Source organism: Saccharothrix australiensis, assembly GCF_003634935.1.
Taxonomy (GTDB): Bacteria; Actinomycetota; Actinomycetes; order Mycobacteriales; family Pseudonocardiaceae; genus Actinosynnema; species Actinosynnema australiense.
Map to the genome: position 1 here is coordinate 3,134,559 of NZ_RBXO01000001.1, position 25,418 is coordinate 3,159,976.

The following is a 25,418-nucleotide window of genomic DNA, read 5'->3' on the forward strand; positions in this document are numbered from 1 at the left end:
ACCGCGCGCCGTCGGCTCGGACGGTCGCGCCAGAAGGAGACGACATGGGGAGAGCTCGTCGATACCGGGAACGCCACATCCGGACGTCCGGTGATCCGTTGCTGCTGATGGCGAGCTTGGCCGAGTGGGCGCCGACCGAGCCGTACCTGATCTACGAGCGGGAGGGCCGCTGGACCTACGCGGCCGGGGTCGCCGCCGAGGTGGTGGTGACCGGGAGCGGCGCGGTGCTGCGCGGCGTCGACGCGATCCCCGCCGAGCGGTCCTCGGGCGATCCGTTCCGCGCGCTGGCCGAGCTGCTGGCCGGCGTCGCCGTCGAGGACTGGCGCGCGTACGGGTGGACCGCTTTCGAGCTGGCCTACCTGGCCGACCACGGCGCGCCGGCCGACCTGCCGGTGGCGCACCTGTTCGTGCCACGCCTCGAAGTGCGCGTGTCCGGCGACCGGGCGACGGTCCGGGCGCTGGACCCCGCCGACGCCAACGCGGTCACCGAGCTGGTGATGGCGCCGGCCGAGGAGCGGGAGCTGTTCCCCCGGCTGGTGGGCCCGGACGCCGACTCGTCGGCGGACTACGAGCGCCGGGTGGCCACCGCCATCGCCGAGATCCGCGCGGGGCTGCTGCAGAAGGTGGTCCTGTCCCGGCTGGTGCCGATCCACTTCGACCTCGACCTGGTCGGCACCTACGTGTTGGGTCGGCGGCACAACACGCCGCGCCGGTCGTTCCTGCTCAACCTCGGCGGGGTCGAGGCGGCCGGGTTCAGCCCGGAGACCGTGCTGGAGGTCGACGTCAGCGGGCGGGTCTCGACCCAGCCGCTGGCGGGCACCAGGGCGCTGGTGGCCGACCCGGTCGAGAACGGCAGGCTGCACACCGCGCTGGTCACCGACCCGAAGGAGAACTTCGAGCACGCCATCTCGGTCAAGGAGGCGTTCAAGGAGCTGGACCGGGTGTGCGCGCGCGATTCGGTGCGCGTGGAGGAGTTCATGGAGGTGCTCCGGCGCGGCAGCGTGCAGCACCTGGCGTCCCGGCTGGCCGGGCGGCTCGCGCCGGGCAAGGACGCGTGGCACGCGTTCAGCGCGCTGTTCCCGGCGATCACGGTCTCCGGGGTGCCGAAGACCGCCGCCTACGCCTGCATCCGCCGCAACGAACTCCAGCCGCGCGGCCTGTACGGCGGCGCGGTGCTGGCGGTGGACGCGCACGGCGCGCTGGACGCGGCCGTCGTGCTGCGCACCGTGTTCCGCCAGGCCGGTCGGACGTGGTTGCGGGCGGGCGCGGGGATCGTGGCCGACTCGCTCCCGGCCCGCGAGCTGGAGGAGACCCGCGAGAAGCTGCGCAGCACCGCCCTCCACCTGGTGCCCGCCGTGCCCGCGGGCAACGGCGCGCGGCCCGCGCACAGCGCGTCCCACGGGAGGATCGGGTGACACTGACCGAACTGCGGGGCGTGGTCGCGACGCTGCTCGACTGCGCGGGCGACGACCTCTCGGACGAGGAGAACCTGACCCACCGCGGCCTCGACTCGATCGCGATCATGCGGTTGTCCGGGCGGCTGCGCCGGGCCGGCGTCCAGGTGCCGTTCCGCGCGCTGGCGGCGAACCCGACGCTGCGCGAGTGGGCGCGGCTCATCGAGGAGCACGGCGTCGACGCCCGGCCGCTCACGGGCGGCGGGCGGCCGGGCGACGCGGACGGGACGGCCCGCGCGGAGGCCGCCGACGGCGAGCCGTTCCCGCTGACGCCGGTCCAGCAGGCGTACCGGGTGGGCCGCACCGCCACGCTCGAACTCGGCGGCGTCGCCTGCCACGCCTACCTCGAACTCGACGGGCACGACGTCGACCCGGACCGCCTCGACCGCGCCCTGCGCGGCCTGTTCCGCCGGCACGCGATGCTGCGCGCCCGGTTCGACGGGAACGGCGTCCAGCGCGTCGCCGCCGAGCCGGCCTGGTCGCGGCTGACCGTGCACGACCTGCGCGGCGCGACGCCGGAGGCGGTGGGCACCTACCTCCACCCGCTGCGCGCGCGGCTGTCGCACCGGCTGCTCGACGTGGAGCACGGCGAGGTGCTCGACGTGCAGCTGTCCCTGCTGCCCGCCGGCCGCACCCGCCTCCACGTCAACATCGACCTGCTGGCCGCCGACGTGCACAGCATCCGCGTCCTGCTCTGCGACCTCGCCCGGCTCTACGAGCGGCCGGACGAGCCGCTGCCGCCGCTGCGCTACGACTTCCGGCGCTACCTGGCCGACACCGCCGCCGAGCGGGGCGCCCGGCGCGACACGGCCCGCGCCTACTGGGAGGCGCGGCTGGACGAGCTGCCCGAAGGGCCGCGGCTGCCCCTGGCCATCGAGCCCGACCGGGTGGCGCAGCCGCGGTTCACGCGCCGCAAGTTCCGCCTGGACGCCGAGCGCTGGGGCCGGCTCGTCACCCGTGCCCGCGACCACGGCCTGACCCCCGCGATGGTGCTGCTCACCGCCTACGCGGACGCGCTGGCCGGGTGGAGCGCGAGCCCGCGGTTCGTGCTCGACATCCCGCTGTTCGACCGCCGTCCGGTACACCCCGACGTCGAGTCGCTGGTCGCCGACTTCACCAGCCTGCTGCTGCTGGAGGTGGACCTGTCCGGGCCCGGCTCGTTCCTCGACCAGGCCCGCGCGGTCCAGGAGCAGTTCCGCACCGACGCCGAGCACACCGACTACACCGCCGTCGACGTGCTGCGGGAAGCCACGCGCAGGAACGGCAGGCGGCACCGCGCCCCGGTCGTGTTCGCCTGCAACCTCGGTCGCGAACTCGTGGACGAGCGGGTGCAGCGCGTCCTCGGCGAGTGGAGCTGGATGATCTCGCAGACCCCGCAGGTGTGGCTGGACCACCAGGTCTTCCAGGACCGCGACGGCGTGCTGCTGGCGTGGGACTCGGTCGACGAGCTGTTCCCACCCGGCCTGGTCGACGCGATGTCGGACCACTACCGCCGGCTGCTCGACCGGCTCACCGACCCCGACGCCGACTGGGCCTCGGTCACCTCGCCGCCGCTGCCGCGCGCGCAGGCGGAGGTGCGCGCCCGCGTCAACGACACCGCCGGCCCGTTACCCGACGAGCTGCTGCACTCCGGGTTCCGGGCGAGCGCGTCCGCCCGACCCGAGGCCACCGCGCTGGTGTGGGGCACGGCGGGCGAGATGAGCTACGGCGCGCTGGCGGCCCGCGCGCACGCGGTCGCGCATTCCCTGCGCGCCAACGGGTGCGAACGCGGTGACATCGTCGCGGTCCTGATGGACAAGGGGCCCGCGCAGGTCGTCGCCGTGCTCGGCATCCTGCTCGCCGGCGCGGCCTACCTGCCGATCGACACCAACCAGCCGCCGGACCGCCGTCGCCGGATGCTGACCAACGCGCGCGCCCGGCACGTGCTGACCGGGCCGAGCCCCGCCGCGCCCGACGACCTGCCCGCCGGCCTGTGCGTGCTCGCGGTCGACACCCTCGGCGAAGCGCCCGCCGGACCACCCGCCGAGCCGGTGGCCGACGAGGTGGCGCCGGACGAGCTGGCCTACGTCATCTACACCTCCGGCTCGACCGGCGACCCCAAGGGCGTCATGATCAGCCACCGGGCCGCGGTCAACACCGTCGCCGACATCAACCGGCGCTTCGCCGTGTCCGCGGACGACCGGTGCCTCGCGCTGGCCGGCCTCGGCTTCGACCTGTCCGTGTACGACGTGTTCGGCACGCTGGCCGCGGGCGGCGTCGTCGTGGTGCCGGACCCGGACCGGCGGGGCGACCCGTCGCACTGGGCCGACCTCGTGGAGCGGCACGGCGTCACGCTCTGGAACTCGGTGCCCGCCCAGCTGCACATGCTGTCGCAGTACCTCGACAGCGCCGCGGACCGCGACCTGTCCTCGCTGCGGCTCGCGCTGCTGTCCGGCGACTGGATCCCGGTGGGCCTGCCCGACCGCGTCCGGGCCCAGGTGCCCGGCCTGCGCGTGATCAGCCTCGGCGGCGCGACGGAGGCCGCGATCTGGTCGATCATCCACCCCGTCGACCGGGTGCCGATGCACTGGCGCAGCATCCCTTACGGCACGCCGCTGACCAACCAGACCTTCCACGTGCTGGACCACCGGTTGCGCCCGCGCCCGGACTGGGCGGTCGGCGAGCTGTACATCGGGGGCGCGGGCCTGGCCCTGGGCTACCTCGGCGACCCCGCCAAGACCGCCCACCGGTTCCCGACCCACCCGGACACGGGCGAGCGCCTGTACCGGACCGGCGACCTGGGGCGCTACCGGCCCGACGGCGTCATCGAGTTCCTGGGCCGCGCCGACGACCAGACCAAGATCCGCGGCCACCGCATCGAGCCGGGCGAGGTCGAGGCCGCGCTGGAGTCGCACCCCGCCGTGGCGCGGGCGGCGGTGCTCGTCGACGGCGACGAGCCGATGCAGCGCCGGCTCGTCGCGATCGTCGAGCCCGCGCGGAAGCGCGCCGAGCCCGTGGTCGACCCGGCGATCGGCGCGGCGGCGCACGCGGCGTGGGAGGAGCACGTCAAACCGCTCGACCGGGACGCCGTCGCCGCGTTCCTCGACCGGGTCGAGCACGCCGTGCACCTGTCCCTGGCGGGCGCGCTGCGCGAGGGCGGGCTGTTCGCCGACCCCGACGCCGTCCACCCGGTCCCCGAGATCATCCGCCGGCTCGGCGTGATCCCGTTGCACCACCGACTTGTGCGCCGCTGGCTGTCCACTGTGGAGAAAGCCGGCCTGGTCGAGCGGTGCGAGGGCGGGTTCCGCGGCCTGCGCGCGCCCGAGCCCGGTTCGATCGCGGAAGCCTGGCGGGCCGCCGAGCGGGCCAGGCCGGACGACCTGTGGCCCGCCGAGCTGCTCGCGTTCTTCCGCGACTGCGCGGACCACCTGCCCGCCCAGCTGCGCGGCGAGCTGGAGACCACGCACCTGCTGTTCCCCGAGGGGCGACAGCACATCGCCGCGGCGGCCTACGAGCACAACGCCCTCGCCAGGGGCCTCAACGCGGGCGTCGCCGCGCTCGTCCGCGGCGTCGCGGACTCGGCGGGCACGCGGTTCCCGTTGCGCGTCCTGGAGATCGGGGCGGGCATCGGCGGCACCACCGCGACGCTGCTGCCCGCGCTGGCCGACCTGCCCCTCGGCTACCTGTTCACCGACGTGTCCCGGTTCTTCCTCGCCGAGGCGCAGCGGCGCTTCGGCGAGTACCCCGGCGTCCGGTTCGGCCTGTTCGACGTCAACCGCGACCACCGCGCCCAGGGGTTGCGCCCCACCAGCTTCGACGTGATCGTGGCCGCCCAGGTGCTGCACAACACCGCGCACCTGCCGCGCCTGGTCGAGCGCCTGCGCGACCTGCTCGCGCCCGGCGGCTGGCTGGTGCTGACCGAGATGACCGAGGACCGGCCGGAGCTGCTGATCTCGATGGAGTTCCTGTTCCGCACCGGCGAGCCCGGCAACGACGTCGCCGACCACCGGGGCGACCGGCCGTTCCTGCGCGCCGACGAGTGGGTCGACCTGCTCACCGCCGCGGGCGCCGAGCAGATCGTCCTGGTCGGCGACGACCTGGCGGGCGCGCCGCTGGGGCAGCGGCTGATCGCCGCGTCCTTCAAGTCCCACCACGCCGTCGTGGACCTGGACGACGTGTCCGCCTGGCTCGCCCGGCGGCTGCCCGACTACATGCGCCCCGCCGACGTCCAGGTCGTCGACGCGCTCCCGGTCACCCGCAACGGCAAGCTCGACCGGGCGCGGCTCGCCCGCTGGGTGGCGGCCACCGCCGCGGCGGCCGAACCCACGCCCGCCGGCCGCGCGAAACCCCGTGACCACCTCGAACAGCGGCTGGCCGAGCAGTGGGCCGAGGCGCTCGACGTGACGACGGTGGGCCGGGAGGACAACCTGTTCGACCTCGGCGGCGACTCGCTGGTCGCCGCCCGGCTGGCCGGTCTCGCCCGGCCCTTCGCGCCCACCGTGCCCTTCGACGTCGTCCTCGGGCGCATCATGAACGAGCCGACCGTCGCCGCGCTCGCGGAGCTGCTGCGCGACACCGGACCGGGGCTGCCGTCGTGAGCGCCCGGCACCAGTGGCTCCGCCGCCCGCTGTCGCGCCCGAACCTGCGCGCCGTGCTGGTGTGCTGCCCGCACGCCGGCGGCGACGCCGGCTTCTTCCACCCCTGGGCCAGGGCGCTGCCCGAGGCGGTGGAGCTCCTCGCGGTCCAGTACCCCGGACGCGGTGGGGCGACGCCGCCGCCGCCCCGGTCGTCGGCCCTGCACACCTGGGCGGACGAGATCACCGACGCCCTGCGGCCACTGCGCGGGCACCGCCTGGCGCTGTTCGGCCACAGCATGGGCGCCGTGCTCGCCTACGAGATCGCGCGGCGGCTCGACTCCCGGCGGCTGACGCCGGAGCGCCTGTTCGTGTCCGCCAGCCCGCCGCCGGGCGCGGAGCGCCCCCGGCGGGGCGACGCCGGTGACGCCGAGCTGGTCGCCGCCCTGCGGCGGTGGGGCCGGGTCGACCCGGCGTCGCTGGACCAGCCCGACCAGCGGGCGGCGATGCTCGACGCGCTGCGCGGCGACCTGCGCGTGCTCGACGCCTACCGCCCCGGTCCGGCGACGCGGCTGGGCTGCCCGGTGACGGCCCTGGCCGGCGCGGACGACACCGAGGTCGCACCCTCCGCCGTCCGCGGCTGGCGGCACCGCACCGCCGCGCCGTTCGACCTCGTGACCTTCCCCGGCGACCACTTCTACCTCGCGGCCCACCGGGACGAGGTCGTCGCGGTCGTCGCCGACCGGCTCGGCGTCGCCGACCCGGCGTCCGCCTGGGTGGCGCCGTGACGCCCGGCGGCCGGTGCGGGACCCCGCCCGCGCAGCGCGGGCCACCGGGCGGCACGGGAGCGCCGATCCGACCGCGGCCCGCGGCCGGCCGGTCCGGTGCTCCCGCTCCACGCCCGCGTCGTGTCGCGTCGGCGGCGGCGCGGGTGGGCGGTACGGCAATTTCCTGTCAGGGCGAGCGTGAAAAGGGGACGCGGTAGTGGTCGACATCACCATCAAAGACGCCGAACTGTTGAGGCTCATCATCCACGGCCCGGTGGCCTTCGAGCTGTTGCGCACCGGTCTGGAAATGGACCTGTTCCAAGCCGTGGAAGCCGCCGGCGGGCTCAGCGTCGACCAGGCGGCCGCGACCCTGGGCATCGAGCGCCAGCCGGCCAGAATCCTGCTGCTGGGGCTGTGCTCGCTCGACGTGCTGCGCAAGGAGGGCGACCGGTACGTCAACAGCGACATCGCCCGGCGGAAACTGCTGCGCGACAGCCCGGAGTACCTCGGGCCGCTGGTCGACATCCAGGCGAAGATCATCAACCCGGCGATGGGCGATTACGCGGAGGCCACCCGCCGTTTCACCAACGTCGGCCTGCGCCACCTCTCCGGTCCCGGCACGACGCTGTACGAGCGGCTCACCGCGCACCCGGAGTTGCAGCAGGTCTTCTACGACAACATGGGCGACGCGTCGCGCAAGGCGTTCGCCCAGGTGCTGGACAACTTCGACTTCACGGGCCGCAAGCACCTGGTCGACGTCGGCGGCGGCGACGGGTCGAACGCGATCGAGTTGGCCAAGCGGTACCCGGACCTGGAAGTCACCGTCTTCGACCAGGAACGCGTGATCTCGATCGCCGCCGAGCGCGCGGCAGAGGCCGACCTGGCGAAACGGGTGCACACCTATCCGGGCGACATGCTGCACGACCCGCTGCCCGAGGGGATCGACGGCGTGCTCTTCTTCCACATCTTCGAGATCTGGTCGCTCGAACGGAACACCGAGCTGCTCAGGAAGTGCTACGACGCGTTGCCCGAAGGCGGCGTCTGCCTGGTGTACAACTACGTCTCGAACGACGAGGGCACCGGTTCGCTGATGGCCGGGATGATGTCGCCGTACTTCATCACGCTCGCGTCCGGCGAAGGGATGGTCTACTCGCCCGGCGACGTCGAGCAGGCGATCCGCGCCGCGGGTTTCCGGCGCGCCGAGCGGTACGACCGGATGAAGTTCAGCCATGCCCTGGTGGTGGGCTACAAGTAACGAGACGGCTCATCGGGCATCGGTCATCTTCATCGGTCGGAGGACGGCGCAATGGTGTTGGACGGGCAGGTGCGGTGGCCGGAGCACCTCGTGGCGGACTACGTCGCGAAGGGCTACTGGCGGGGCGTGGCGCTCGGTTCCCTGCCCTGGCGGTGGGCGGACGCGCGCGGCCACCGCACCGCCCTGGTCGACGGGGACAGCCGCCTGGGCTACGACGACCTCGCCCGGCGGGTGGACGCCCTGGCGGCGAACCTGCTCTCCATCGGGCTGCGCCCCGCCGACACGGTGCTCGTGCAGCTGCACAACTGCTGGGAATTCGTGGTGACGGTGTTCGCGGCGGCCAGGATCGGCGTCGTGCCGGTGCTGGCCCTGCCCGGCTACCGCGAACGGGAGCTGGCGCACATCGCGCGGCACGCCGCCGTGTCGGCCGCGGTGGTGCCGACGACGTGGCGCGGCTTCGACCACCAGCGCCTGGCGCTGGACGTGGCGGCCGGGCTGGACCGGCCGTGCCGGGTGCTCGCGGTGGGCGCGGGCGTGTCGCCGGACGCGACCGCCCTGCGCCCGCTGCTGCACGTCGACGAGGAACCCGCCGCGCTGCGGGCGCGGCTCGACGCGCTCGCGCCACCGTCGGGCGACGTCGCGCTCCTGCTGATGTCCGGCGGCACCACGGGACCGCCGAAGCTCATCGCCCGGACCCACGACGACTACGAGTACAACGCCCGCCGCAGCGGTGAGCTGTCCGGGCTCGGCCCGGACTCGGTGTACCTGGTGAGCCTCCCCGCCGGGCACAACTTCCCGCTCGGGTCACCGGGCCTGCTCGGCGCGCTGCTGGCAGGCGGCACGGTGGTGATGCTGCCGTCCCCGGAGCCCGAGGCGGCCTTCGCGGCGATCGCGCGGGAGCGGGTGACGATCACGTCCGTCGTGCCCGCCGTCGCGCACCGCTGGCTGGAGCACCACCGCCCGGACCGGCACGACCTGTCCAGCCTGCGGGTCGTGCAGGTCGGCGGCGCGCGGCTGGCCCCCGACGTGGCCCGGCGGCTGCCCCGGCTCGGCTGCGCCGTGCAGCAGGTCTTCGGCATGGCGGAGGGGCTGCTGAACTTCACCAGGCTGGACGACCCGCCGGACGTGGTCGCCGAGACCCAGGGCCGGCCGATGTGCCCCGACGACGAGGTCCGGATCGTCGACGAGGCGGGTGACGACGTGCCGTTCGGCCGGCCGGGCGAACTGCTCACGCGGGGGCCGTACACGCCCAGGGGCTACTTCCGGGGCGGGCGGCACGACGTCGACTCGTTCACCCCGGACGGCTGGTACCGCACCGGTGACGTGGTCCGGTGGCACCCGAGCGGCAACCTGGTGGTGACGGGCCGGGTCAAGGACCTGATCAACCGCGCGGGCGAGAAGATCTCGGCGCAGGAGCTGGAGGACGTCCTCTACTCGCTGCCGTGGGTGGCGCGCGCGGCGGTGGTGGGCGTGCCGGACGCCGAGCTGGGCGAGCGGGTCTGCGCGTGCGTGGTGCCCGGTCCGGGACCGGTGCCCGACCTGGCGGAGGTGCGCGCGGAGTTCGCGGCTCGGGGTGTCGCGGTTTTCAAGCTGCCCGAACAACTCCGGGTGTTCGACGCGCTGCCGCTGACCGATATCGGGAAACCCGACAAGAAGAAGTTGCGCGCGCTGCTCGCGGCGAACACCGACGGCCACCGCTGAGCCGGGGTATTCCGCGGCGGAGCGCGCCTGTCGCGGTTCGCCCTGCCGCGGTTCGCCCGATCGCTTCCGCCCTGCCGTGTTCCGCCCTGCCGCGTTCCGCGTGGCCTTGTTCCGCCTGGCCGTGTTTCGCCGCGTGCGTTTCGTCCGGGCGCGGCGGAGATCCCGGCGGCGGGCGGAATGGCGGTGCCGTCGGCGGTGACGTGGATCACCGGGCCGGGACCGCGGAAAGCGCCGTCCCGGCCTCTCGCGGCCCGGCTCACTCCAGCGCGCGGGCCGCCGGTCGGGTCGCGGCGCGGATGCCGTTGATGAGGAGGTCCAGTTCGGCGTTGAAGATGTCGTCCTGGTCGATGTCCTTCAGCGCGGAACTGGTCCGGTCGATGGTGGGGAATTCGTCCGGCGTCTTGGAGGCGGCGGCGAGGAGGTTGCTCGTGCGCTTGGGCGCGACGACGTCGCCGTGCAGTTCGCGGTGGACGCGGCCGAGCGTGATGTCGACGAAGATGAGGTAATAGCGGGCGGCGTCCTGCTGCTCGAAGCCCGCGGTGTAGAGGATGTCGAGGATGGCCTCGGCGAGGCGCAGCCCACCGGTGCTGGTATTGCTCCGGGTGGTCAGCAGTTCGACCAGGCCGGGATAGGCGAGGAGTTGCCTGCGCATGGCGTGGGCGAGTTCGGTCAGGCGCTGGTCCCAGGTCCCGTCGTCGGGGTCGGGTATGCCGAGTTCGTGCTCGGCGATGGCGCTCGCGACGAGGTCGAGCAGGGCGTCTTTGTCCGGTATGTGGCGGTAGAGCGACATTCGGGACGCGCCGAGGTCCGCGGCGAGGCGCCGAATGCTCAGCGCGTTGACGCCTTCGGTGCGCGCGATGTTGAGCGCCGCTCGGATGATGTGTTCCCGATTGAGGCTGCCCCAGGGCAGTCGAGTCGCACTGGTCACCGCCGTATCGTAGCCGCCCGGACGCTTGCGGACAGTGTCCGCAATCTCTAAGGTAAGGCAAGGCTAAGGGGACGGAAGTGCGCCCCGTGCCGTTATTCGCGTGGAAAGGGGACGGGACATGCCGGAAGCCGACTGGGCGTCGTGGCCGCTGGTGGAGGTGCGCGCCGACGGCGCGCCGGCGGACGAGAGCCGCCGGTACCTGATGGACGTGCTGGCGAAGGCCCTCGCCAGGGGTGAGCAGTTCGCCGTCGTGGTGCAGGTGCCCGACGGCCCGGAGGAGCACGGTGGCGGTGGCGGGATGGCGAAGACGCTGCGCTCCCACCGCCCCGGCCTCCAGGAGCGGTGCCGGGGCATCGCGTTCGTGGTGGGCCCGGAGCAGGCGGAGCGCGCGCGGAAGATGAGCGAGGTCGGCCCGAAGATCATGGGGTGCCCGACCACGGCCGTGCACGACAGCGGTGAGGCGCGGTCGTGGGCCGTCGGCAGGCTGTCCGAGGCGGGCCTCACCGTGCCGGCGCAAGGGGGGACACCGTGCTAGTGCTGCTGTCGACGGTGGGGGTCGCCGTGGTCGCGTGGGCGCGCCGCAGGGTGCGCCGCTTCGGCCGGGCGGGTCGGGCGCAGGGCAAGACCGTCGCGTGACCCCGGCCGGCGCCGCGCCGGCCGATATCGTCCACTGTGGACACGTGGACGCGCGCCCACCGCCGCCGCCCCGCCCGACGGGCGTGGCGCCCCGGCCGGTGGCTCGCGGCGATCGCCGCGCGGGACCTGCCCGCACCGAGCGGCCCGGTCCTGGCGTCCTCGCGTGCCGCTTCATCCCCGCGTGCTCCCCGCGCTCCGCACCCCCGGCGTCCCCGCTCCCCGCGTCCCCGCTCCGCACCCGGCTCCGCGCTCCGCACCTCCCGCGTCCGCGCTCCGCCGCAGCGGGGGATCGCCGCGTTAGTCCGACTGTCCCCGTACGTCCCGCCCTACTGCGGACCGCGCGTTTCCCCCAAGCTCGGGGTGACGGACTTCGAGCCGGGAGGCGGTCCCATGCGTTCCTGGGTGGCAACTGTGATCGCGGCGGTCGTGGCGCTGGCCGGTGCGGCGACGCCGACGGCGGCCGGCGCGGTGGGCCGGGCGGACCGGAGCGAGCCGGTGTACGACTTCGCCTCCGCCATCAGGGAAACGGTGTGGGTCGACCTCGGGCGGGACGGCGATGGAGACGGTCGCCCCGACCGGGTCGCCGCCGATGTCGTCCGGCCGGCGGAGGCCGCCGCGCGAGGTGTCCGCGTGCCGGTCATCATGAACGCCAGCCCGTACTTCTCGTGCTGCGGCAGGGGCAACGAGAAGGAGCTGAAGACCTACGACGCCGCCGGCCGCCCGGTCCTCTTCCCGCAGTTCTACGACAACTTCTTCGTCCCGCGCGGGTACGCCGTCGTGCTGGTCGACGTCGCCGGCACCAACCGGTCGCGCGGGTGCGTCGACATCGGCGGCCCGTCCGACATCGGCTCCGCCAAGACCGTCGTCGACTGGCTCAACGGGCGCGCCACCGGGTACTCGGCGGCCACCGGCGGCGCACCCGTGACCGCGGGCTGGACCACCGGGGCCGTCGGCATGATCGGCAAGTCCTACGACGGCACGATCGCCAACGGGGTCGCCGCGACCGGCGTCGAGGGGCTCCGGACGATCGTGCCGATCGCGGCGATTTCGAGCTGGTACGACTACTACCGCTCGGACGGCGCGGTGGGCAACGGGTCGCCCGCCGGGCTCGCGCGGACCGTCTCGGCGCGGAACCGGGGCCAGGACTGCTCCGCCGCCCAGCGCAGGCTGTCGCAGGTCTTCCCCGCCAACGGCGACCACGCGCCCGCCTGGGCGGAGCGCGACTACGTGGCCGGTGCGCGGAACGTCAAGGCCAGCGTCTTCGCCGTGCACGGCCTCAACGACCTCAACGTCAAGCCGGTCAACTTCGGGCAGTGGTGGAGCGCGCTGTCGCCGACCGGCGTCGACCGCAGGCTGTGGCTGTCGCAGACCGGCCACGTCGACCCGTTCGACTTCCGGCGCGCCGAGTGGGTCGACGCGCTGCACCAGTGGTTCGACCACTACCTGCTGGGCCTGGACAGCGGCGTCGGCCGCGCGCCGCGGGTCAGCGTCGAGCGGCAGCCGGACGTCTGGGTCGACCAGACCGCCTGGCCCGCCGCCGGCAGCCGCGACGTCGTGCTGCGCCCCGTCACCGGCCCGACCGCCGGGCTCGGCACGCTGAGCCAGGGTCCGGCGGTGGCGGGCAGCGCGGTGTTCACCGACGACCCGAGGCAGGACGAGTCGGACTGGGCCGCGCAGCCGACGCGGCCGTCGAGCGCCCGCGTGCTGTACACGACCGGTGCGCTGGCACAGGACCTCCACCTGTCCGGCACCGGGTCGGTGACCGTGACCGCGACGCCGAGCACGGCGACGGCGCGGGTGTCGGCGGTGCTCGTGGACTACGGCCCGGCGACCATCCGCGACTACGCGGGTCCGGGCGAGGGCATCACGACGGGCACGGCGCAGGACTGCTGGGGCGCGAGCGCCGCCGGCGACGACGCCTGCTACCGGACCACCTCCGCCGACACCGCGGCGGTCGGGCTGCACGTCCTCAGCCGGGGCTGGGCGGACCTCGCGAACCACGCGTCGCTGAGCCGGGAGGACCGGCTCGTGCCCGGCCGGCCGTACACCATGACGTTCCGGCTGGCGAGCACGGACGCGATCGTGCCGCGGGGGCACCAGCTCGCGCTGATCATCGGCGGCACGGACAGCGCCTTCATCGCCGCGCCCGCGCAGCCGCCGAGGATCGCGCTGGACCTGGCGCGGACGTTCGCCACCCTGCCGGTCGCCGGACCGGGCCCGGTGTCGTCGTCCGCCGAGCCGCTGCCCGCCGACCCCGCCCTGGTGCGACCCCGCGCGGTGGCCGGCCTGGAGCGCGGCTAGGACCCCGGCCGGGCGCGGCGGTGCCGGGCGGGTGAGCCGGCCGTGGCCGGGTCCTCGCGGCCGCCCGGTCGGCCCCGGTCGACGTGGAAGGAGGTCAGCGCCGACATCGGCGAGCCCGCGGCCCGGTAGGCGCGGGCCGGTGGCAGCGCGGGGTTGAGCGGCCAGGCCGCGCCGAGCGCGCCGGCCGGTGTGCCGGCGACGGCCGGTTCCGCTCGGAGCGGAATCAGCGCGAACGGGCGGAGCACCGGTGCCAGGATGACGGCATGGCGGACATCATCCCACTCCACCAGGGCCGCACCCCGGCACCGGACCGCGAGCCGGAGCCGCTGTGGCGGGAAGCGCTCGGCCGCAGCCTGCGGGCGATCAGGGAGGAGCAGGGCGGCCGCCTGGTCGACGTCGCGGAGCGGGCCGGCATCTCGCCGCAGTACCTGTCCGAGATCGAACGCGGTCGCAAGGAGCCGTCGAGCGAGATGATCGCCGCGGTCACCGGCGCGCTCGGCGTCGAGCTGGCCGACCTGCTCGTCGGCGTCGCGGGCCAGGTCCGGCGGCGGCGCGGCACGGGCCGTCCCGCGGTCGGTCGCCGTCCCGCGGGGCCCGTGCTGCTGGCCGCCTGAGGCTCCCGGCCCCAGGTCCGGCGGTGCCTCAGGTCCGGCGGTCCAGGACGTGGTCCGCGAGGCCGTAGGCGACCGCGCCCGCCGCGTCGAACACGCGGTCCCGGTCGGTGTCGTGCCGCAGGTCCGCGACGTCGCGACCGGTGTGCGCCGACAGGATCTCCTCCAACTGGGTGCGCACCCGCACGACCTCGTCGGCCTGGAGGATGAGGTCCGGGATGGTGCCGCGGCCCTGCGCCGCGGGCTGGTGCAGCACCACCCGCGTGTGGGGCAGCACCGAGCGGCGCCCGGCCTCGCCGGCGGCGAGCAGCACCGCGCCGGCCGCGACCGCCTGCCCGACGCACGTCGTCGCCACCGGCGCCTTGATGTAGCGCATCGTGTCGTACAGCGCGAGCATCGCGGACGGGTCGCCGCCCTCGGAGTTGATGTACAGGTTGATCGGCAGCTCCGGGTTGTCCGCCTCCAGGTGCAGGAGCTGGGCGATCAGCGCGTTCGCCACGCCGGAGTCGATCGCGGTGCCGAGGTAGACGATCCGCTCGGACAGCAGGTGCGAGTAGACGTCCATGATCCGCTCGCCGCCCGCGCCGCGCGTGATGACGTTGGGGATGGTGTAGGTGCTCATGCGCGGGCTCCCGCCGTCGAGTCGAGGCCCAGCCGGTGCGTGCGCACGGGCACGATCTGGGCGAGGTCGTCGACGATGTGGTCGATGAAGCCGTAGTCCAGGGCCTGCTCGGCGGTGAACCAGCGGTCGTGCAGCGAGTCGGTGAAGATGCGCTCGATCGGCTGACCGGTGTCCTCCGCGATGAGCCCGAGCACCGTGTCCCTGGTGTGCCGCAGGTCATCCGCCTGCACTTCCACCTCGACCGCCGTGCCACCGATGCCGGACGAGCCCTGGTGCATCAGGATTCGGGCGTGGGGTAGGGCCATCCGCTTGCCCGGTGTGCCCGCGGACAGCAGGAACTGCCCGGCGCTGCACGCCAGGCCCAGCGCGAGCGTGACCACGTCGCAGGGGATGAGCCGCATCACGTCGCGGATGGCCAGCATCGCGGGGACCGAGCCGCCCGGCGAGTGGATCCACAGCGCGATGTCCTTCTCGGGGTCCTCGCTCGCCAGGGACAGCAGCTGCGTGGCGAGCACCGTCCCGTTGTCGTCGTCGAGCACGCCGTCGAGGACCAGCACCCGTCGGCCGAGAAAACGTTCGCGGAGCCGGTGGTCGAACAGCGGCTGCTTCTCGGTGTTCGTCATGTGCCAGACGATGCCGCCACCCGGCCGCCGTTCGCCGGCTTCTCCGCTGTGAGCGGATCAGCTCTCGGCGTACCGGGCGCGGTGGGTCCACTGTGGACAACGTGGCGCGGGCAGGCCGTCGCGCCACCGGTTCGCGCGGGCGACGGAGGCCCCGCCGGGCCCGTGCCCGCTGAATCCACGCCCGCCGACCGCGCGGCCGTCAGCGCGGCGGCCTCGCGAGGTCGGCGTCGTCCGGGCCGGCCACGCTCGTGGTGGCCCGGCCCGACGCGGTGTCGTCGGAGCCGGGACGGGGTTCGGCGGGGGTCCCGGCCGCCTCGCGGGCGAGTGCGGCGACCATGCCGGGCAGGCGGTAGCGGCACATCAGGACGTCGTCGCCAGGGCGGTGGTCTCCCAGGCGAACCCGTCCGGGTCGGTCCAGGGCTCGACGGCGGCGCCGATGGCGATCCGGTGCGACCCGGTGCCGTCGGGGGAGACACCGGCGTGCTTGGCCAGGGCGCGGCGTCGGTACAGCGCCAGCTTGACGGGGCCGGACCCGGAGTCGAACTCGACGTACATCCGACCGAAGCTCTTCGCGACGGTCAGGCCGCGCCCGACGTAGAACCGCTTGCTCGCAGCCACGTCGGAAACGCCCAGCAGGAGGACGACCTGCTCGATCCGACCGGTGGCCGGGCCGGTGTCCTTCTTGGCGGTGCCGGCGATCTGCCAGATCGTGCCGTCCGGGGCCTGCACGACGCCGCCGTAGCCCCACAGCGACTTGGCGGCGGGCTTGAGGACTGTCGCGCCGGCGTCGACGGCGGCGTCGACCAGGGCGTTGACGTCGGCCGGCTGGGCCACCGTGAGCGTGAGGGTGAACCCGCGGAAGCCCGTGGACGGTTCCCGCGAGGCGCGCAGGCGCAGCCGGTCGTCGAGCCCGAAGGCGGTGGCGTAGAAGCGCTCGGCGGCGGCGACGTCGGTCACGTCGAGGGTGATGGTGTCGATCGAGGTCATGGCGAGAACGCTAGGCGCGGCCCGGTGACCGGCGCTTCTCGATTCCTGATCAGTCTCGCCCGCCGGGCTCGCGGTGGTGGACGAGCCGCCGCGCGATGCGCCGCCGGTCTTCGTCGTCCGCCGGGGGAGCGGCACCCGGTCGCGGCGGGTCCGGGCAACCCCGGAAGGCGCTTCCCGGTGCTGGGACCGGTCCCGGTCGGGCCGGCTACGTTGCCGCCGTATCGACCACCCACGGTGTGGAGGCTGACGATGGCGGCGGTGGTGGGCCGGGTGGTGCTCGTGGTCTGCGGGGTGCTCGCGGTCGTCGGTGGGGCGATGCTCACGTTGATGGTCGTCCTGTACTTCGGCGCGGACGACTACGTGCCGGAGCTGAACGAGATCGGCGGGTGGGGCATCATCGCCGGGATGTGCGGGCTCGCGATCCACGTGGCCGGCGTCGTCCGCGCCCACGTCGTCCTGCGCGTCGTCGCCGGGGTCGGCGCGGCGGTGGCGGGGATCGTCGCCGCCACGGTCGTCGCGACCGTCGTCTCGCTGGCGGGTGACCGGGGCGGCGAGCGGGGCACGCTCGAAGACGGCGCCAACGGGTTCCTCTGGCTCCTCGCCGGCGCCTACTTCGTCTGGCGGGCCGCGACGGGCAGGTGGCCGGCGCGCCGGAAGGCGGAACACGCGAACTCGGCCTGACCGGCGACGGCCGAACCCCGACGACCACCGAACCCCGACGACCACCGAACCGGCGGCCGACTCCAGGCGGCGGCCGGACCGACGACCACCCGCGCAATCACCGGAGACCGCGTCACCACCAGGGCGCGAGGCGCGGCCCCGTCAGCTCATGTGCAGGCGGACGAGCTGCGCCAGGTGCACGGCGGCGGTGTGCAGCGCCGCGGCGTCGGCCGAGACGCGACAGATCAGCTCGGCACCTTCCAGCGTGCTGATGATCGTGCACGCGAGGGCGCGGGCCGCCGCGTCCGGCACGCCGCCGGTCGTCAACTTGGCCGCCAGCAGCTCCTGCCACTGCCGCAGCGCCTGCGCCGAGGCGCGCTGGATGTCCGGTGACGCGCCGATGGTCTCCAGCGCGGTGGCCGCCACCGGGCAGCCGTCGGTCCAGCTCGACACCCGCAGGGTGTCCGCGAGCCGCACGGCGCAGGCCGCCACCGCCTCGGCCGGGTCCTCGGCGCTGTCCAGGCCGGCCCGCAGCAGCTCGGTGAACTCCTCCGCCCCGTGCCGCAGCGCCTCCACGGCGAGCTGTTCCTTGCCGCCGGGGAAGAAGTGGTAGACGGAGCCCTGCGTGACCCTGGCCTCCGCGCTGATCCGCTTGATCGAGGTGCCCTCGTAACCCTGGCGTTGCAGGAGCATCGCGGTGGCGCGCACGATCCGCGTCCGCGTGTCCGCCTCACCCACCGCTGCGTCGCCCGTCGTCCGTACCGCCATCCCGCCACCCTACTGGATTGAACGTTCGCTCAAGCGCGGCCTCCTGGTTGAACGCTCACTCCAGAGCACGCTAGGGTTGGTTGAACGTTTACTCAAGTGGAGGTTGGTGTGCTCGAAACAGATCGGTTCGCCGGACACCGCGGGTACCGCACGATGTTCACCCCCGGCCGCCTGACAGTCGGGCTGTTCCTCCCGCTGTGGCAGTACACCGGTGACATGGCCGGCATGGCCGGTCAGGGCGAGGTGGTGAAGCTCGCCGACCGGTCGGGGTTCGCGGCCATCTGGGTGCGCGACGTCCCGCTGTTCGACCCCGGTTTCGGCGACGTCGGGCAGGTCTACGACCCGTGGACGTACCTGGCCTGGCTGGCCGCGCACACGCGGCACGCCGCCTTGGCCGCCGGCAGCGCCATCTTCCCGCTGCGCCACCCGATCGACCTGGCGAAGCAGTCCGCGTCCATCGACCACCTCTCCGGTGGCCGCCTCGTCCTGGGCGTCGCCTCGGGCGACCGCCCGGCCGAGTTCCCCGCCTACAACGTCGACTTCGAGTCCAGGGGCGAGCGCTACCGGGAGACGGTCCACCTGTTCCGGACGCTGCTGGAGTCGGTGAAGCCCAGCGTCTCGTCCCCGCTGAGCCGGATGCAGGGCGTCGACCTCCTGCCCAAGCCGGTCAGCGGCCGAATCCCGCTGCTGGTCACCGGCAGGTCGCAGCAGACGCCCGAGTGGATCGCCGAGCACGCCGACGGGTGGCTCGTCTACCCCGGCGCGGCCAACGCCGACGGCACCACCGCGCTGGGGCAGCGGGTCGCCGCCTGGCGCTCGCTCATCCCCGGCGGCGAGTTCAAGCCGGTGGCCACCAACGAGTGGATCGAGCTGGTGGAGGACCCCCGCCACCCGCCGACGCCGCTGCGGGGCGGTTTCGTGCTCCAGACCGGCAGCGAGGGCCTGCTCGACCTGCTGCACCGCTGGCAGGAGGCGGGCATCAACCACGGCGCGCTCGGTGTCCAGCACGGTCGGCGGCCGGCGGCGGAGGCCGTCGCCCAGCTGGCCGAGGAGGTCGTGCCGCACTTCCCGGCGCCGGCCGCGCCCGACCCGCAGGTCCCGGTGTGGTGACACTGGGACCCGCGTCGTCCGGCACGCCTCCGCTCACCCCGGAGGGGGAGGCGTTCCGGCGCGCGATGCGGCACCTGCCCACCGGGGTCGCCGTCCTCACCACCAGGGGACCGGGCGGTCCGCACGGCATGACCGTCAACTCGGTGCTCTCGGTGTCGCTCGCCCCGCCGACCCTGCTGGTGGCGGTCGGGCACCGCACCCGCACCCACGGTCTGCTGGCCAGGGCCGACTCCTACACGGTCAACGTCCTGGGCGCGGACCAGGGCGACCTGGCCGACCGGTTCGCCCGGTCGCGCCCCGAGGGCGAGGCCGAGTTCGAGGGCCTGGCCTGGACGCCGTCGCCGGTGACCGGGAACCCGGTGCTGGCCGGCAGCGTGGTCGCCGTCGACTGCCGGATCGGGGAGCGCGTTCGGGTCGCGGACCACACCCTGTTCCTCGGCGCGGTCCGCCACGTGCGGAGCGCGCCGGACGGCACGGGCTGCCCGCTGGTGTTCGTCCACCGGGCCTACCGCCGGGTGGCAACCGAGCCGGCGGCATGACACCGCTCGGCGTCGAGGTGCTGGACACGCCGGTCGGCCCGCTGGTGATCGTCAGCCACGCGGACGGTGCGGTGGCCGCGTGCGGGTTCGCCGCGACCGCCGACGAGCTGTTCGACTCCCTGCGCGCGCCGAGGGCGCCGACCGCGCCCCGGCGTGCGCCCACCGCGGCGCTGGCGGCGGCGCGGGCGTACTTCGACGGTGAGCTGACCGCGCTCGACGCCGTCGAAGTGCGCCAGCCGGGGACACCGTTGACGCAGCGGGTGTGGCGGCGGTTGCGGGAGCAGCCCGCCGGCACGACGACCACCTACCGCGACCTCCTGCCGGCCGCGCCGCGCGTGGCCGGGCGGGCGTGCGCGGTCAACCGGGTCGGCCTGTTCGTGCCGTGCCACCGGGTGCACCGCCGCGACGGCGGCCTCGGCGGCTACAGCTGGGGGCTGGCGGTCAAGCAGTGGTTGCGCCACCACGAGGAGCGGGGCTGAACGGGCCGTCGGCGAGGCCGGTCGCTCATCGGGTGCGGGAGCCGGTGACTCCCGCACCCGGCCGGGTGTGCCGGTGGAGAAGGCTGCCGGCCGTCCCGCCGCCGCGCGCCTCACCCCGTGATGGGCGATGCGGCCACGAACGCGCACGGGCCGCCCGGTCGATCATGCGCGTTGACTTCAACCTCACTTGAAGTCCTAACGTGAGCGCCATGATATTTCCGGGGGTGTTGCTGGTGAGCCGGGTGCTCGTGAGCGTCCACGCCGTCGCGATCATCGGTCAACCGGTGTTCGCCGGCGGCTACCTGAACGGCGACTACGACATGCTCTGGGCGCACCGGTGGGGCGCCGACATCGTGTCGTACCTGAGCTACGCGCAGGTCGTGGCCGCGCTGGTGCTGTGGCTGGCGCGCGGACCGCGGTGGTTGTTCGCCGTCAGCCTGCTCGTCACCGTCGGCGAGACCGGGCAGTACGTCGCCGGGCTCGCCGGCGCGCTCGACCTGCACGTGCCGCTCGGCGTCGCGCTGGTCGCGGCGATGGCGCTGACGACCATCGCCGTGTGGGGCCCGCAGGCGCGACGGGTGGCCGGGTGAGCGGGCGGGCGCTGCCCCGGCGGGCCTTCCTGGGCCTGACCGGCGGCGCCGGCCTCCTCCTCGCCGCCGGCCTCGCCGGGCCCCGGCTGCTCGGCACGGGCGCGCAGGGCACGGGCGAGCTGCTGCGCAGCGCGCTGCCGCTGCCGGAACCGTTCCGCGTGCCGCTGCCGGTCCCACGAGTGATCAGTCCACATCGGACGGACGACGCCGACCACTACGCGATCACCCAGCGCGAGTCGACCGCCGAGATCCTGCCGGGCGTCCGCACGCCGATCTGGGGCTACGACGGGACGTTCCCCGGACCGACCGTCGAGTCGCGGCGGGACCGGACAGCCGTGGTCCACCACCGCAACGAACTCCCCGTCCCGACCGTGGTCCACCTGCACGGCGGTCGGACGCCCGCCGACTCCGACGGCTACCCGACCGAGCTCGTCCTGCCGGTGACCGGCTGGGACGCCGGGCACGGCGGCCACGGCACGCACGACGCCCGCGCCCGGATCTCCAACGGCTCCCGCGACTACGTCTTCCCGCTGCGGCAACGCGCGGCGACGCTGTGGTACCACGACCACCGCATGGACTTCACCGGTCCCGCCGTGTACCGGGGACTGGCCGGTTTCCACCTCGTGCGCGACGACGAGGAGGACGCCCTCGGCCTGCCGTCGGGCGACCGCGAGCTGCCGCTGATGATCGTCGACCGCGCCTTCGACGAGCACGGCGCGTTCGCGTACCCGTCCCTCGACAGGACGCTGCGGACCGTGCCGGGCGTCGAGGACGCTTACGTGGAAGGCGTGTTCGGCGACGTGATCCTCGTCAACGGCGCGCCGTGGCCGGTCCACGAGGTGGCGGCGGTCCGGCACCGGCTGCGCGTCCTCAACGCCTCGAACGCCCGCCGCTACGACCTGGCGCTGGACCCGCCGCCGCCCGGCGGGGGCGGGTTCGTGCAGATCGGCAGCGACCAGGGGCTCCTCGACGCGCCGCGCAGCCACGACCACCTGCCCGTCGCGCCGGCGGAGCGCTACGACGTCGTGGTGGACTTCGGGCGGTACCCGGTGGGCGCGGAGGTCACCCTGGTGAACCGCCTGGGCAGCGGCACGACCGCGCGGGTCATGAAGTTCGTCGTCGCCCGCTCCGCGCCGGACGACAGCCGCGTGCCTGCGAAGCTCGCCACGATCACGCCGCCGTCCCGGTCGCAGGCCACGACGACCCGTGAGTTCTCCTTCCGCGGCGGTCGGGTCCACGGCCGGGCGGGCTGGGTGATCGGCGGCGAACCGTTCGCGCCGGACCGGATGTCGGCCACGCCCCGGCTGGGCGACGTCGAGGTTTGGCGGTTCATCGCCGACGTGCACCACCCGGTGCACCTGCACCTGGTGGGGTTCCACGTGCTGTCGCGCGGCGGCGGCCCACCCGGACCGTTCGACGGCGGCATCAAGGACACCGTCGACCTGAGCCCCGGCGAGGCGGTCGAGGTCGTCATGCGGTTCGACGGCTACCGCGGCCGCTACGTGTTCCACTGCCACAACGCCGAGCACGAGGACATGGCGATGATGGCGAACTTCGAGGTGGTCTGACGCGGGGCCCCGGCGCGGGCAGCGGGTCAGGTCGCCGATCGGCTGCCCGGCCGCGGCGGGGTGTCGGCGCCGGGTCCCGCCGGGCCGTGCAGGCGTGCGCCCTGGTCGTCCAGCCGCCCGTCGAGCCGCGTGCGGAGCACCGCGACCCAGGAGGCGGGCAGCACCTCGGCGTGGTCGAGCAGGCGTCGGGCGGCGGCGAGGTCGGCGCGGTCCACGTTGAGCACGCGGTGCACCTCGGCCGCGGTGATGCCGTGGCGGGGCACGTGGAGCGGTTCGAGGCGGTCGCCGGCGGCCACGTGGCCGGGCGTCAGCACCCGGCAGTAGAAACCGGTCCGGCCGCTGCGCTGGGTGCGCACGGCCATGTCCTCGACGCCGTGGTGGGCGGCCAGCCGGTAGCAGGGCCGGCGCGGCCGGCTCACCTGGAGCACGGCGGTGCCGACCGCGTAGACCGAACCCAGCACCGCGTCGCCCTCCGAGATGCCGGTGGTGGTGAGGTTCTCGCCGAACGCGGGCCGGTCGAGCTCGCCGAGCTGCCGCGCCCACTCCCGGTAGTGCTCGTCCGGGTAGACGAGGACCGCCTTGTCCGGCCCGCCGTGGTGCTTCCGGTCGCCCTGCTCGTCGCCCGCCAACCCGAGCCGGGTGACCTCGACCGGCCCGTCGACCGGCCGCTTCCCGATGCCCGACACCACCGTGCGCCCGTGCCAGGACAGGGGGCGCACCACGCCGACGGACACGGTCGACACCCGCCCGCCGCTCATCGTCGCACCCCGCGCTCTCCTTCGGACGTGTGCCGTGTGCGCCGGGGTCGGACCACCGTCCACTGTGGACGGGCGGGGTCGGCCGGTCGCGGGCGCGCTCGCCGACGGCCGACGCCGGGCCCGAGGTGGTCGGCGAGCCGACCACCGGGTCGGGAACGAGGTGGGGACCGCATTTCCGACAGGTCTTACTCAACCACCTTTGACCAGCAAAAACAAGACTTGATCCGGGTCGCGGGGACCGTCACCCTTGCGGTCATGAGGTGGGGACCTTCTGGTGAACTCGGCACTGTCCTGTGGATCGGCGGCGCGCAGTGGGCCGGCAAGACGAGCGTCGCATGGCTCTTGTCCCGCCGGTTCGGGGTGACGGCGTACCACTACGACTTCCACGACGCGCGCGGCCACTACGACCGCGCGCTCGCCCACGCGGGCCGCTACCCGCACCGGCACGCCTGGCAGGTGTTGCAGGCGCACGACCCCGACACGAACTGGGTCCGCCCGTCGCCGGAGGAGATGGCGGACAACTGCAAGCGCGGCCACGTCGAGCGGTTCGGCATGGTGCTCGACGACCTGCGCGCCCTGTCCAGCGGTCGCCCGCTCGTCGCCGAGGGGTGGGGCCTGCGACCGGAACTCGTCGCACCGCTGCTCGCCGACCCGCGCCAGGCCGTGTTCCTCGTGCCGACCGAGGCGTTCCGGCAGCGCCGGCTCCGGGAGCTGCCGAGGGCGGCGGACGTGTCCGCCCCGGTGAGCGACCCGCGGCGGGCGCGGGCGAACCGGGTCGCCCGTGACCGCCTGCCGGCCGAGGACGTGGTGGAGCGGGCGCGGGAACACGGCCTGCGCGTGGTCGAGGTCGACGGCAGCCTCAGCGTGGGCGGTCTGGCCGGCGTCGTGGCCGACCACTTCGGCCCGTGGCTGAGCCGGTGCGGCGTGTCCTGACCGCGCACCGCCCCGCTCCGGGGCCGTCGGGAGGTGGCCGGCCGGGGTGACTACTTCAACGTGGCGATCTGGATCAGGTTGCCGCACGTGTCGTCGAGGACGGCGGTGACCACGGGGCCCAGGTCGGTCGCCTCCTGGGTGAACTCGACGCCCAGCCCCTTGAGCCGCTCGACCTCGGCGTAGACGTCGTCGACGGCGAACTGGGTGTACGGGATGCCGTCGTCGACCAGGGCCTTCTTGAACGGGCCCGCCGCCGGGTGGCCGTCGGGCTCCAGCAGGAGCTCGACGCCATCCGGGTCGGCGGGGGAGACCACGGTGAGCCAGCGCGCGCCGCCGGCGGGCACGTCGGTCTTCTTGGTGAAGCCGAGCTTCTCGGTGTAGAAGGCCAGCGCCTTGGCCTGGTCGTCGACGAGCACGCTGGTGATGTTGATGCGGATCACGGGTTCGGTTCCTCTCGGTCGATGGGCCACCGCTCGACGATCGAGCGCAGCGGGCTCGTGTCGAGGTGGTGGAACTTGTACCGGCCCTGTCGCCGGGTGTGCACCAGACCTGCCTGTTCGAGCACCGCCAGGTGCTGCGAGACGGCCTGGCGCGACAGCGCCAAGCCGTGCTTCATCGCCAGTCTGCCGCAGATCTCGAACAGTGTCTGACCGTCCCTTTCGGTCAGCTCGTCCAGGATGGTGCGTCGCGTCGCGTCACCGATCGCCTTGAACAGGTCGACGTCTGCGTCCACGGCACAGTTATAGGCAAGTGGTGACTTGCCTGTCAAGGCGGCGGTGGTCGTCGTCGGTGTCCGGGCGTGACCGACGATCGCTGCGCTTTACCCGATGCGGTGGTATCCGAGCCGGGAAGGGTCGTTCGCTTCACCGCCCGTCAGTGCCACTGCCCGATCGGGTGGCAATGGTTTTGTCCCGGCGGCGGCCGGCCTAGCCTCGGTCCTGGGCACTCCGGGTCGGATACCCGAGGCGTGCCAAGGGGGTTCTTCGTCGCGCCACCGCCCCGGACGTGGTCCGGTCGCCGGCCGGCGTCCGGAGTGGACGGTTCGCTGGACCCCGTCCACCCCGCCTCCGCCGACCACGCACGATGTCACGGCGTGGGTGACGCCACCCGGGCGCTCTCCCGGCACTCGGCCGGGTCCCCACGCCACACCGGCCGGGCGTGCACCGGTCGGAACCACCCGAAGGGGGAGACAACCATGCGCATCCGACGCGCGATCACCGCCGCGGCCCTGGCCCTCGGCGCGACGACGGCCCTCACCGTGCCGGCGACGACGGCCTCGGCCGTGCCGGCCAACTGGGAGTGCGAGGCGTCGTCGTTCTGCATCTACCACGGCGAGAACGGGGAACCGCCGCGGCTGGCCCTGCGGAAGGGCGCCTACGACCTGGGCGGCATCTCCGGCGGCAAGCTCAACGACCACGTCTACTCGGCGCGCAACATCAGCGGCAAGGCGTGGTGCCTGTACGAGCACGCGGGCTACAAGTCGCCGATCGACACGATCCCCGACAAGTTCCAGGGCAAGATCGCCGACCACATCCGCAACCGGGTCAGCTCCGTGAAAGCCTGTTGACGCCACAC

General features: G+C 74.1%; 26 protein-coding genes. 16 read left to right on the forward strand and 10 right to left on the reverse strand.

Annotated features, from left to right (window positions below; all coding sequences use genetic code 11):
* Positions 1 to 44: 44 nt before the first annotated feature.
* The 5 genes from C8E97_RS14375 to C8E97_RS14395 all read left to right on the forward strand — a co-directional run bounded on the left by C8E97_RS14375 (position 45) and on the right by C8E97_RS14395 (position 9,730).
* The gene (locus C8E97_RS14375) at positions 45 to 1,415 is read left to right on the forward strand and encodes a salicylate synthase (RefSeq protein WP_121005787.1); all 1,371 of its coding nucleotides are present in this window, start codon (positions 45 to 47) and stop codon (positions 1,413 to 1,415) included.
* On the forward strand, positions 1,412 to 6,031 hold the full coding sequence (locus C8E97_RS14380) for a non-ribosomal peptide synthetase (RefSeq protein WP_121005790.1): 4,620 nt from the start codon (positions 1,412 to 1,414) through the stop codon (positions 6,029 to 6,031). The genes C8E97_RS14375 and C8E97_RS14380 overlap by 4 nt, the downstream gene beginning before the upstream one ends.
* Positions 6,028 to 6,795 carry a thioesterase II family protein gene (locus C8E97_RS14385; RefSeq protein ID WP_121005793.1) on the forward strand — a complete coding sequence of 256 codons (768 nt, stop codon included), beginning with the start codon at positions 6,028 to 6,030 and terminating at the stop codon, positions 6,793 to 6,795. Before C8E97_RS14380 ends, C8E97_RS14385 begins: the two co-directional genes overlap by 4 nt.
* 196 nt (positions 6,796 to 6,991) lie before the next feature.
* Entirely contained in the window at positions 6,992 to 8,029 is a 1,038-nt protein-coding gene (locus C8E97_RS14390; protein WP_246018888.1) for an acetylserotonin O-methyltransferase, read from the forward strand.
* 51 nt (positions 8,030 to 8,080) lie between these two features.
* Entirely contained in the window at positions 8,081 to 9,730 is a 1,650-nt protein-coding gene (locus C8E97_RS14395) for a (2,3-dihydroxybenzoyl)adenylate synthase (RefSeq protein WP_121005796.1), read from the forward strand.
* Positions 9,731 to 9,986: 256 nt separating this feature from the next.
* On the opposite strand, the gene C8E97_RS14400 is transcribed toward C8E97_RS14395, so the two are convergent.
* Entirely contained in the window at positions 9,987 to 10,658 is a 672-nt protein-coding gene (locus C8E97_RS14400) for a TetR/AcrR family transcriptional regulator (RefSeq protein WP_121005799.1), read from the reverse strand.
* A 118-nt stretch (positions 10,659 to 10,776) separates the two neighbouring features.
* Here C8E97_RS14400 and C8E97_RS14405 point away from each other — a divergent pair, with 118 nt between their 5' ends.
* Both C8E97_RS14405 and C8E97_RS14410 read left to right on the forward strand, forming a co-directional pair.
* Entirely contained in the window at positions 10,777 to 11,193 is a 417-nt protein-coding gene (locus tag C8E97_RS14405) for an STAS/SEC14 domain-containing protein (RefSeq protein ID WP_121005802.1), read from the forward strand.
* A 512-nt stretch (positions 11,194 to 11,705) separates the two neighbouring features.
* Positions 11,706 to 13,595 (forward strand): Xaa-Pro dipeptidyl-peptidase, encoded by a 1,890-nt coding sequence (locus C8E97_RS14410; protein ID WP_425470667.1) that lies wholly within the window; start codon positions 11,706 to 11,708, stop codon positions 13,593 to 13,595.
* Here the strand turns inward: C8E97_RS14410 and C8E97_RS14415 are convergent.
* Positions 13,592 to 13,840 (reverse strand): hypothetical protein, encoded by a 249-nt coding sequence (locus tag C8E97_RS14415; RefSeq protein WP_121005804.1) that lies wholly within the window; start codon positions 13,838 to 13,840, stop codon positions 13,592 to 13,594. The genes C8E97_RS14410 and C8E97_RS14415 overlap by 4 nt on opposite strands.
* Before the next feature lie 18 nt (positions 13,841 to 13,858).
* Here C8E97_RS14415 and C8E97_RS14420 point away from each other — a divergent pair, with 18 nt between their 5' ends.
* On the forward strand, positions 13,859 to 14,209 hold the full coding sequence (locus C8E97_RS14420; RefSeq protein WP_121005806.1) for a helix-turn-helix domain-containing protein: 351 nt from the start codon (positions 13,859 to 13,861) through the stop codon (positions 14,207 to 14,209).
* A 28-nt stretch (positions 14,210 to 14,237) separates the two neighbouring features.
* Here C8E97_RS14420 and C8E97_RS14425 read toward each other — a convergent pair whose 3' ends face one another.
* From C8E97_RS14425 to C8E97_RS14435, 4 genes are all read right to left on the reverse strand, one after another.
* The gene (locus C8E97_RS14425; RefSeq protein WP_121005808.1) at positions 14,238 to 14,828 is read right to left on the reverse strand and encodes a ClpP family protease; all 591 of its coding nucleotides are present in this window, start codon (positions 14,826 to 14,828) and stop codon (positions 14,238 to 14,240) included.
* Positions 14,825 to 15,451: a ClpP family protease gene (locus C8E97_RS14430; protein ID WP_121005810.1), complete on the reverse strand. Its 627-nt coding sequence runs from the start codon at positions 15,449 to 15,451 to the stop codon at positions 14,825 to 14,827. Before C8E97_RS14430 ends, C8E97_RS14425 begins: the two co-directional genes overlap by 4 nt.
* A gap of 199 nt (positions 15,452 to 15,650) precedes the next feature.
* Positions 15,651 to 15,812, reverse strand: coding sequence for a hypothetical protein (locus tag C8E97_RS34540; RefSeq protein ID WP_170211851.1), 162 nt, complete (start codon positions 15,810 to 15,812; stop codon positions 15,651 to 15,653).
* Complete coding sequence (locus tag C8E97_RS14435) at positions 15,812 to 16,438, reverse strand: VOC family protein (RefSeq protein WP_121005812.1); 627 nt, start codon at positions 16,436 to 16,438, stop codon at positions 15,812 to 15,814. The genes C8E97_RS34540 and C8E97_RS14435 overlap by 1 nt, the downstream gene beginning before the upstream one ends.
* Before the next feature lie 249 nt (positions 16,439 to 16,687).
* On the opposite strand from C8E97_RS14435, the gene C8E97_RS14440 reads away from it, so the two are divergent.
* A complete protein-coding gene (locus C8E97_RS14440; RefSeq protein ID WP_121005814.1) occupies positions 16,688 to 17,119 on the forward strand; it encodes a hypothetical protein in 432 nt (143 codons plus the stop codon).
* A 141-nt stretch (positions 17,120 to 17,260) separates the two neighbouring features.
* On the opposite strand, the gene C8E97_RS14445 is transcribed toward C8E97_RS14440, so the two are convergent.
* Positions 17,261 to 17,866, reverse strand: a complete 606-nt coding sequence (locus tag C8E97_RS14445) for a TetR/AcrR family transcriptional regulator (protein ID WP_121005816.1) — start codon at positions 17,864 to 17,866, stop codon at positions 17,261 to 17,263.
* Positions 17,867 to 17,974: 108 nt separating this feature from the next.
* Here C8E97_RS14445 and C8E97_RS14450 point away from each other — a divergent pair, with 108 nt between their 5' ends.
* The 5 genes from C8E97_RS14450 to C8E97_RS14470 all read left to right on the forward strand — a co-directional run bounded on the left by C8E97_RS14450 (position 17,975) and on the right by C8E97_RS14470 (position 22,152).
* Positions 17,975 to 18,976: an LLM class oxidoreductase gene (locus C8E97_RS14450; RefSeq protein WP_211347014.1), complete on the forward strand. Its 1,002-nt coding sequence runs from the start codon at positions 17,975 to 17,977 to the stop codon at positions 18,974 to 18,976.
* Positions 18,973 to 19,515, forward strand: a complete 543-nt coding sequence (locus C8E97_RS14455; RefSeq protein ID WP_147455115.1) for a flavin reductase family protein — start codon at positions 18,973 to 18,975, stop codon at positions 19,513 to 19,515. The genes C8E97_RS14450 and C8E97_RS14455 overlap by 4 nt, the downstream gene beginning before the upstream one ends.
* The gene (locus C8E97_RS14460; RefSeq protein ID WP_121005822.1) at positions 19,512 to 19,994 is read left to right on the forward strand and encodes a methylated-DNA--[protein]-cysteine S-methyltransferase; all 483 of its coding nucleotides are present in this window, start codon (positions 19,512 to 19,514) and stop codon (positions 19,992 to 19,994) included. Before C8E97_RS14455 ends, C8E97_RS14460 begins: the two co-directional genes overlap by 4 nt.
* Before the next feature lie 209 nt (positions 19,995 to 20,203).
* Positions 20,204 to 20,584 carry a hypothetical protein gene (locus tag C8E97_RS14465; protein WP_121005824.1) on the forward strand — a complete coding sequence of 127 codons (381 nt, stop codon included), beginning with the start codon at positions 20,204 to 20,206 and terminating at the stop codon, positions 20,582 to 20,584.
* A complete protein-coding gene (locus C8E97_RS14470; protein ID WP_121011512.1) occupies positions 20,581 to 22,152 on the forward strand; it encodes a multicopper oxidase family protein in 1,572 nt (523 codons plus the stop codon). The genes C8E97_RS14465 and C8E97_RS14470 overlap by 4 nt, the downstream gene beginning before the upstream one ends.
* A gap of 26 nt (positions 22,153 to 22,178) precedes the next feature.
* Here C8E97_RS14470 and C8E97_RS14475 read toward each other — a convergent pair whose 3' ends face one another.
* The gene (locus C8E97_RS14475) at positions 22,179 to 22,910 is read right to left on the reverse strand and encodes an MOSC domain-containing protein (RefSeq protein WP_121005827.1); all 732 of its coding nucleotides are present in this window, start codon (positions 22,908 to 22,910) and stop codon (positions 22,179 to 22,181) included.
* 255 nt (positions 22,911 to 23,165) lie between these two features.
* On the opposite strand from C8E97_RS14475, the gene C8E97_RS14480 reads away from it, so the two are divergent.
* Positions 23,166 to 23,843 carry a hypothetical protein gene (locus C8E97_RS14480; protein WP_121005830.1) on the forward strand — a complete coding sequence of 226 codons (678 nt, stop codon included), beginning with the start codon at positions 23,166 to 23,168 and terminating at the stop codon, positions 23,841 to 23,843.
* A 50-nt stretch (positions 23,844 to 23,893) separates the two neighbouring features.
* On the opposite strand, the gene C8E97_RS14485 is transcribed toward C8E97_RS14480, so the two are convergent.
* Both C8E97_RS14485 and C8E97_RS14490 read right to left on the reverse strand, forming a co-directional pair.
* Entirely contained in the window at positions 23,894 to 24,283 is a 390-nt protein-coding gene (locus tag C8E97_RS14485; RefSeq protein ID WP_121005833.1) for a VOC family protein, read from the reverse strand.
* Complete coding sequence (locus C8E97_RS14490; RefSeq protein ID WP_121005835.1) at positions 24,280 to 24,576, reverse strand: ArsR/SmtB family transcription factor; 297 nt, start codon at positions 24,574 to 24,576, stop codon at positions 24,280 to 24,282. Before C8E97_RS14490 ends, C8E97_RS14485 begins: the two co-directional genes overlap by 4 nt.
* A gap of 462 nt (positions 24,577 to 25,038) precedes the next feature.
* Here C8E97_RS14490 and C8E97_RS14495 point away from each other — a divergent pair, with 462 nt between their 5' ends.
* The gene (locus tag C8E97_RS14495; protein WP_147455116.1) at positions 25,039 to 25,410 is read left to right on the forward strand and encodes a peptidase inhibitor family I36 protein; all 372 of its coding nucleotides are present in this window, start codon (positions 25,039 to 25,041) and stop codon (positions 25,408 to 25,410) included.
* The last annotated feature ends 8 nt before the right edge of the window (positions 25,411 to 25,418 follow it).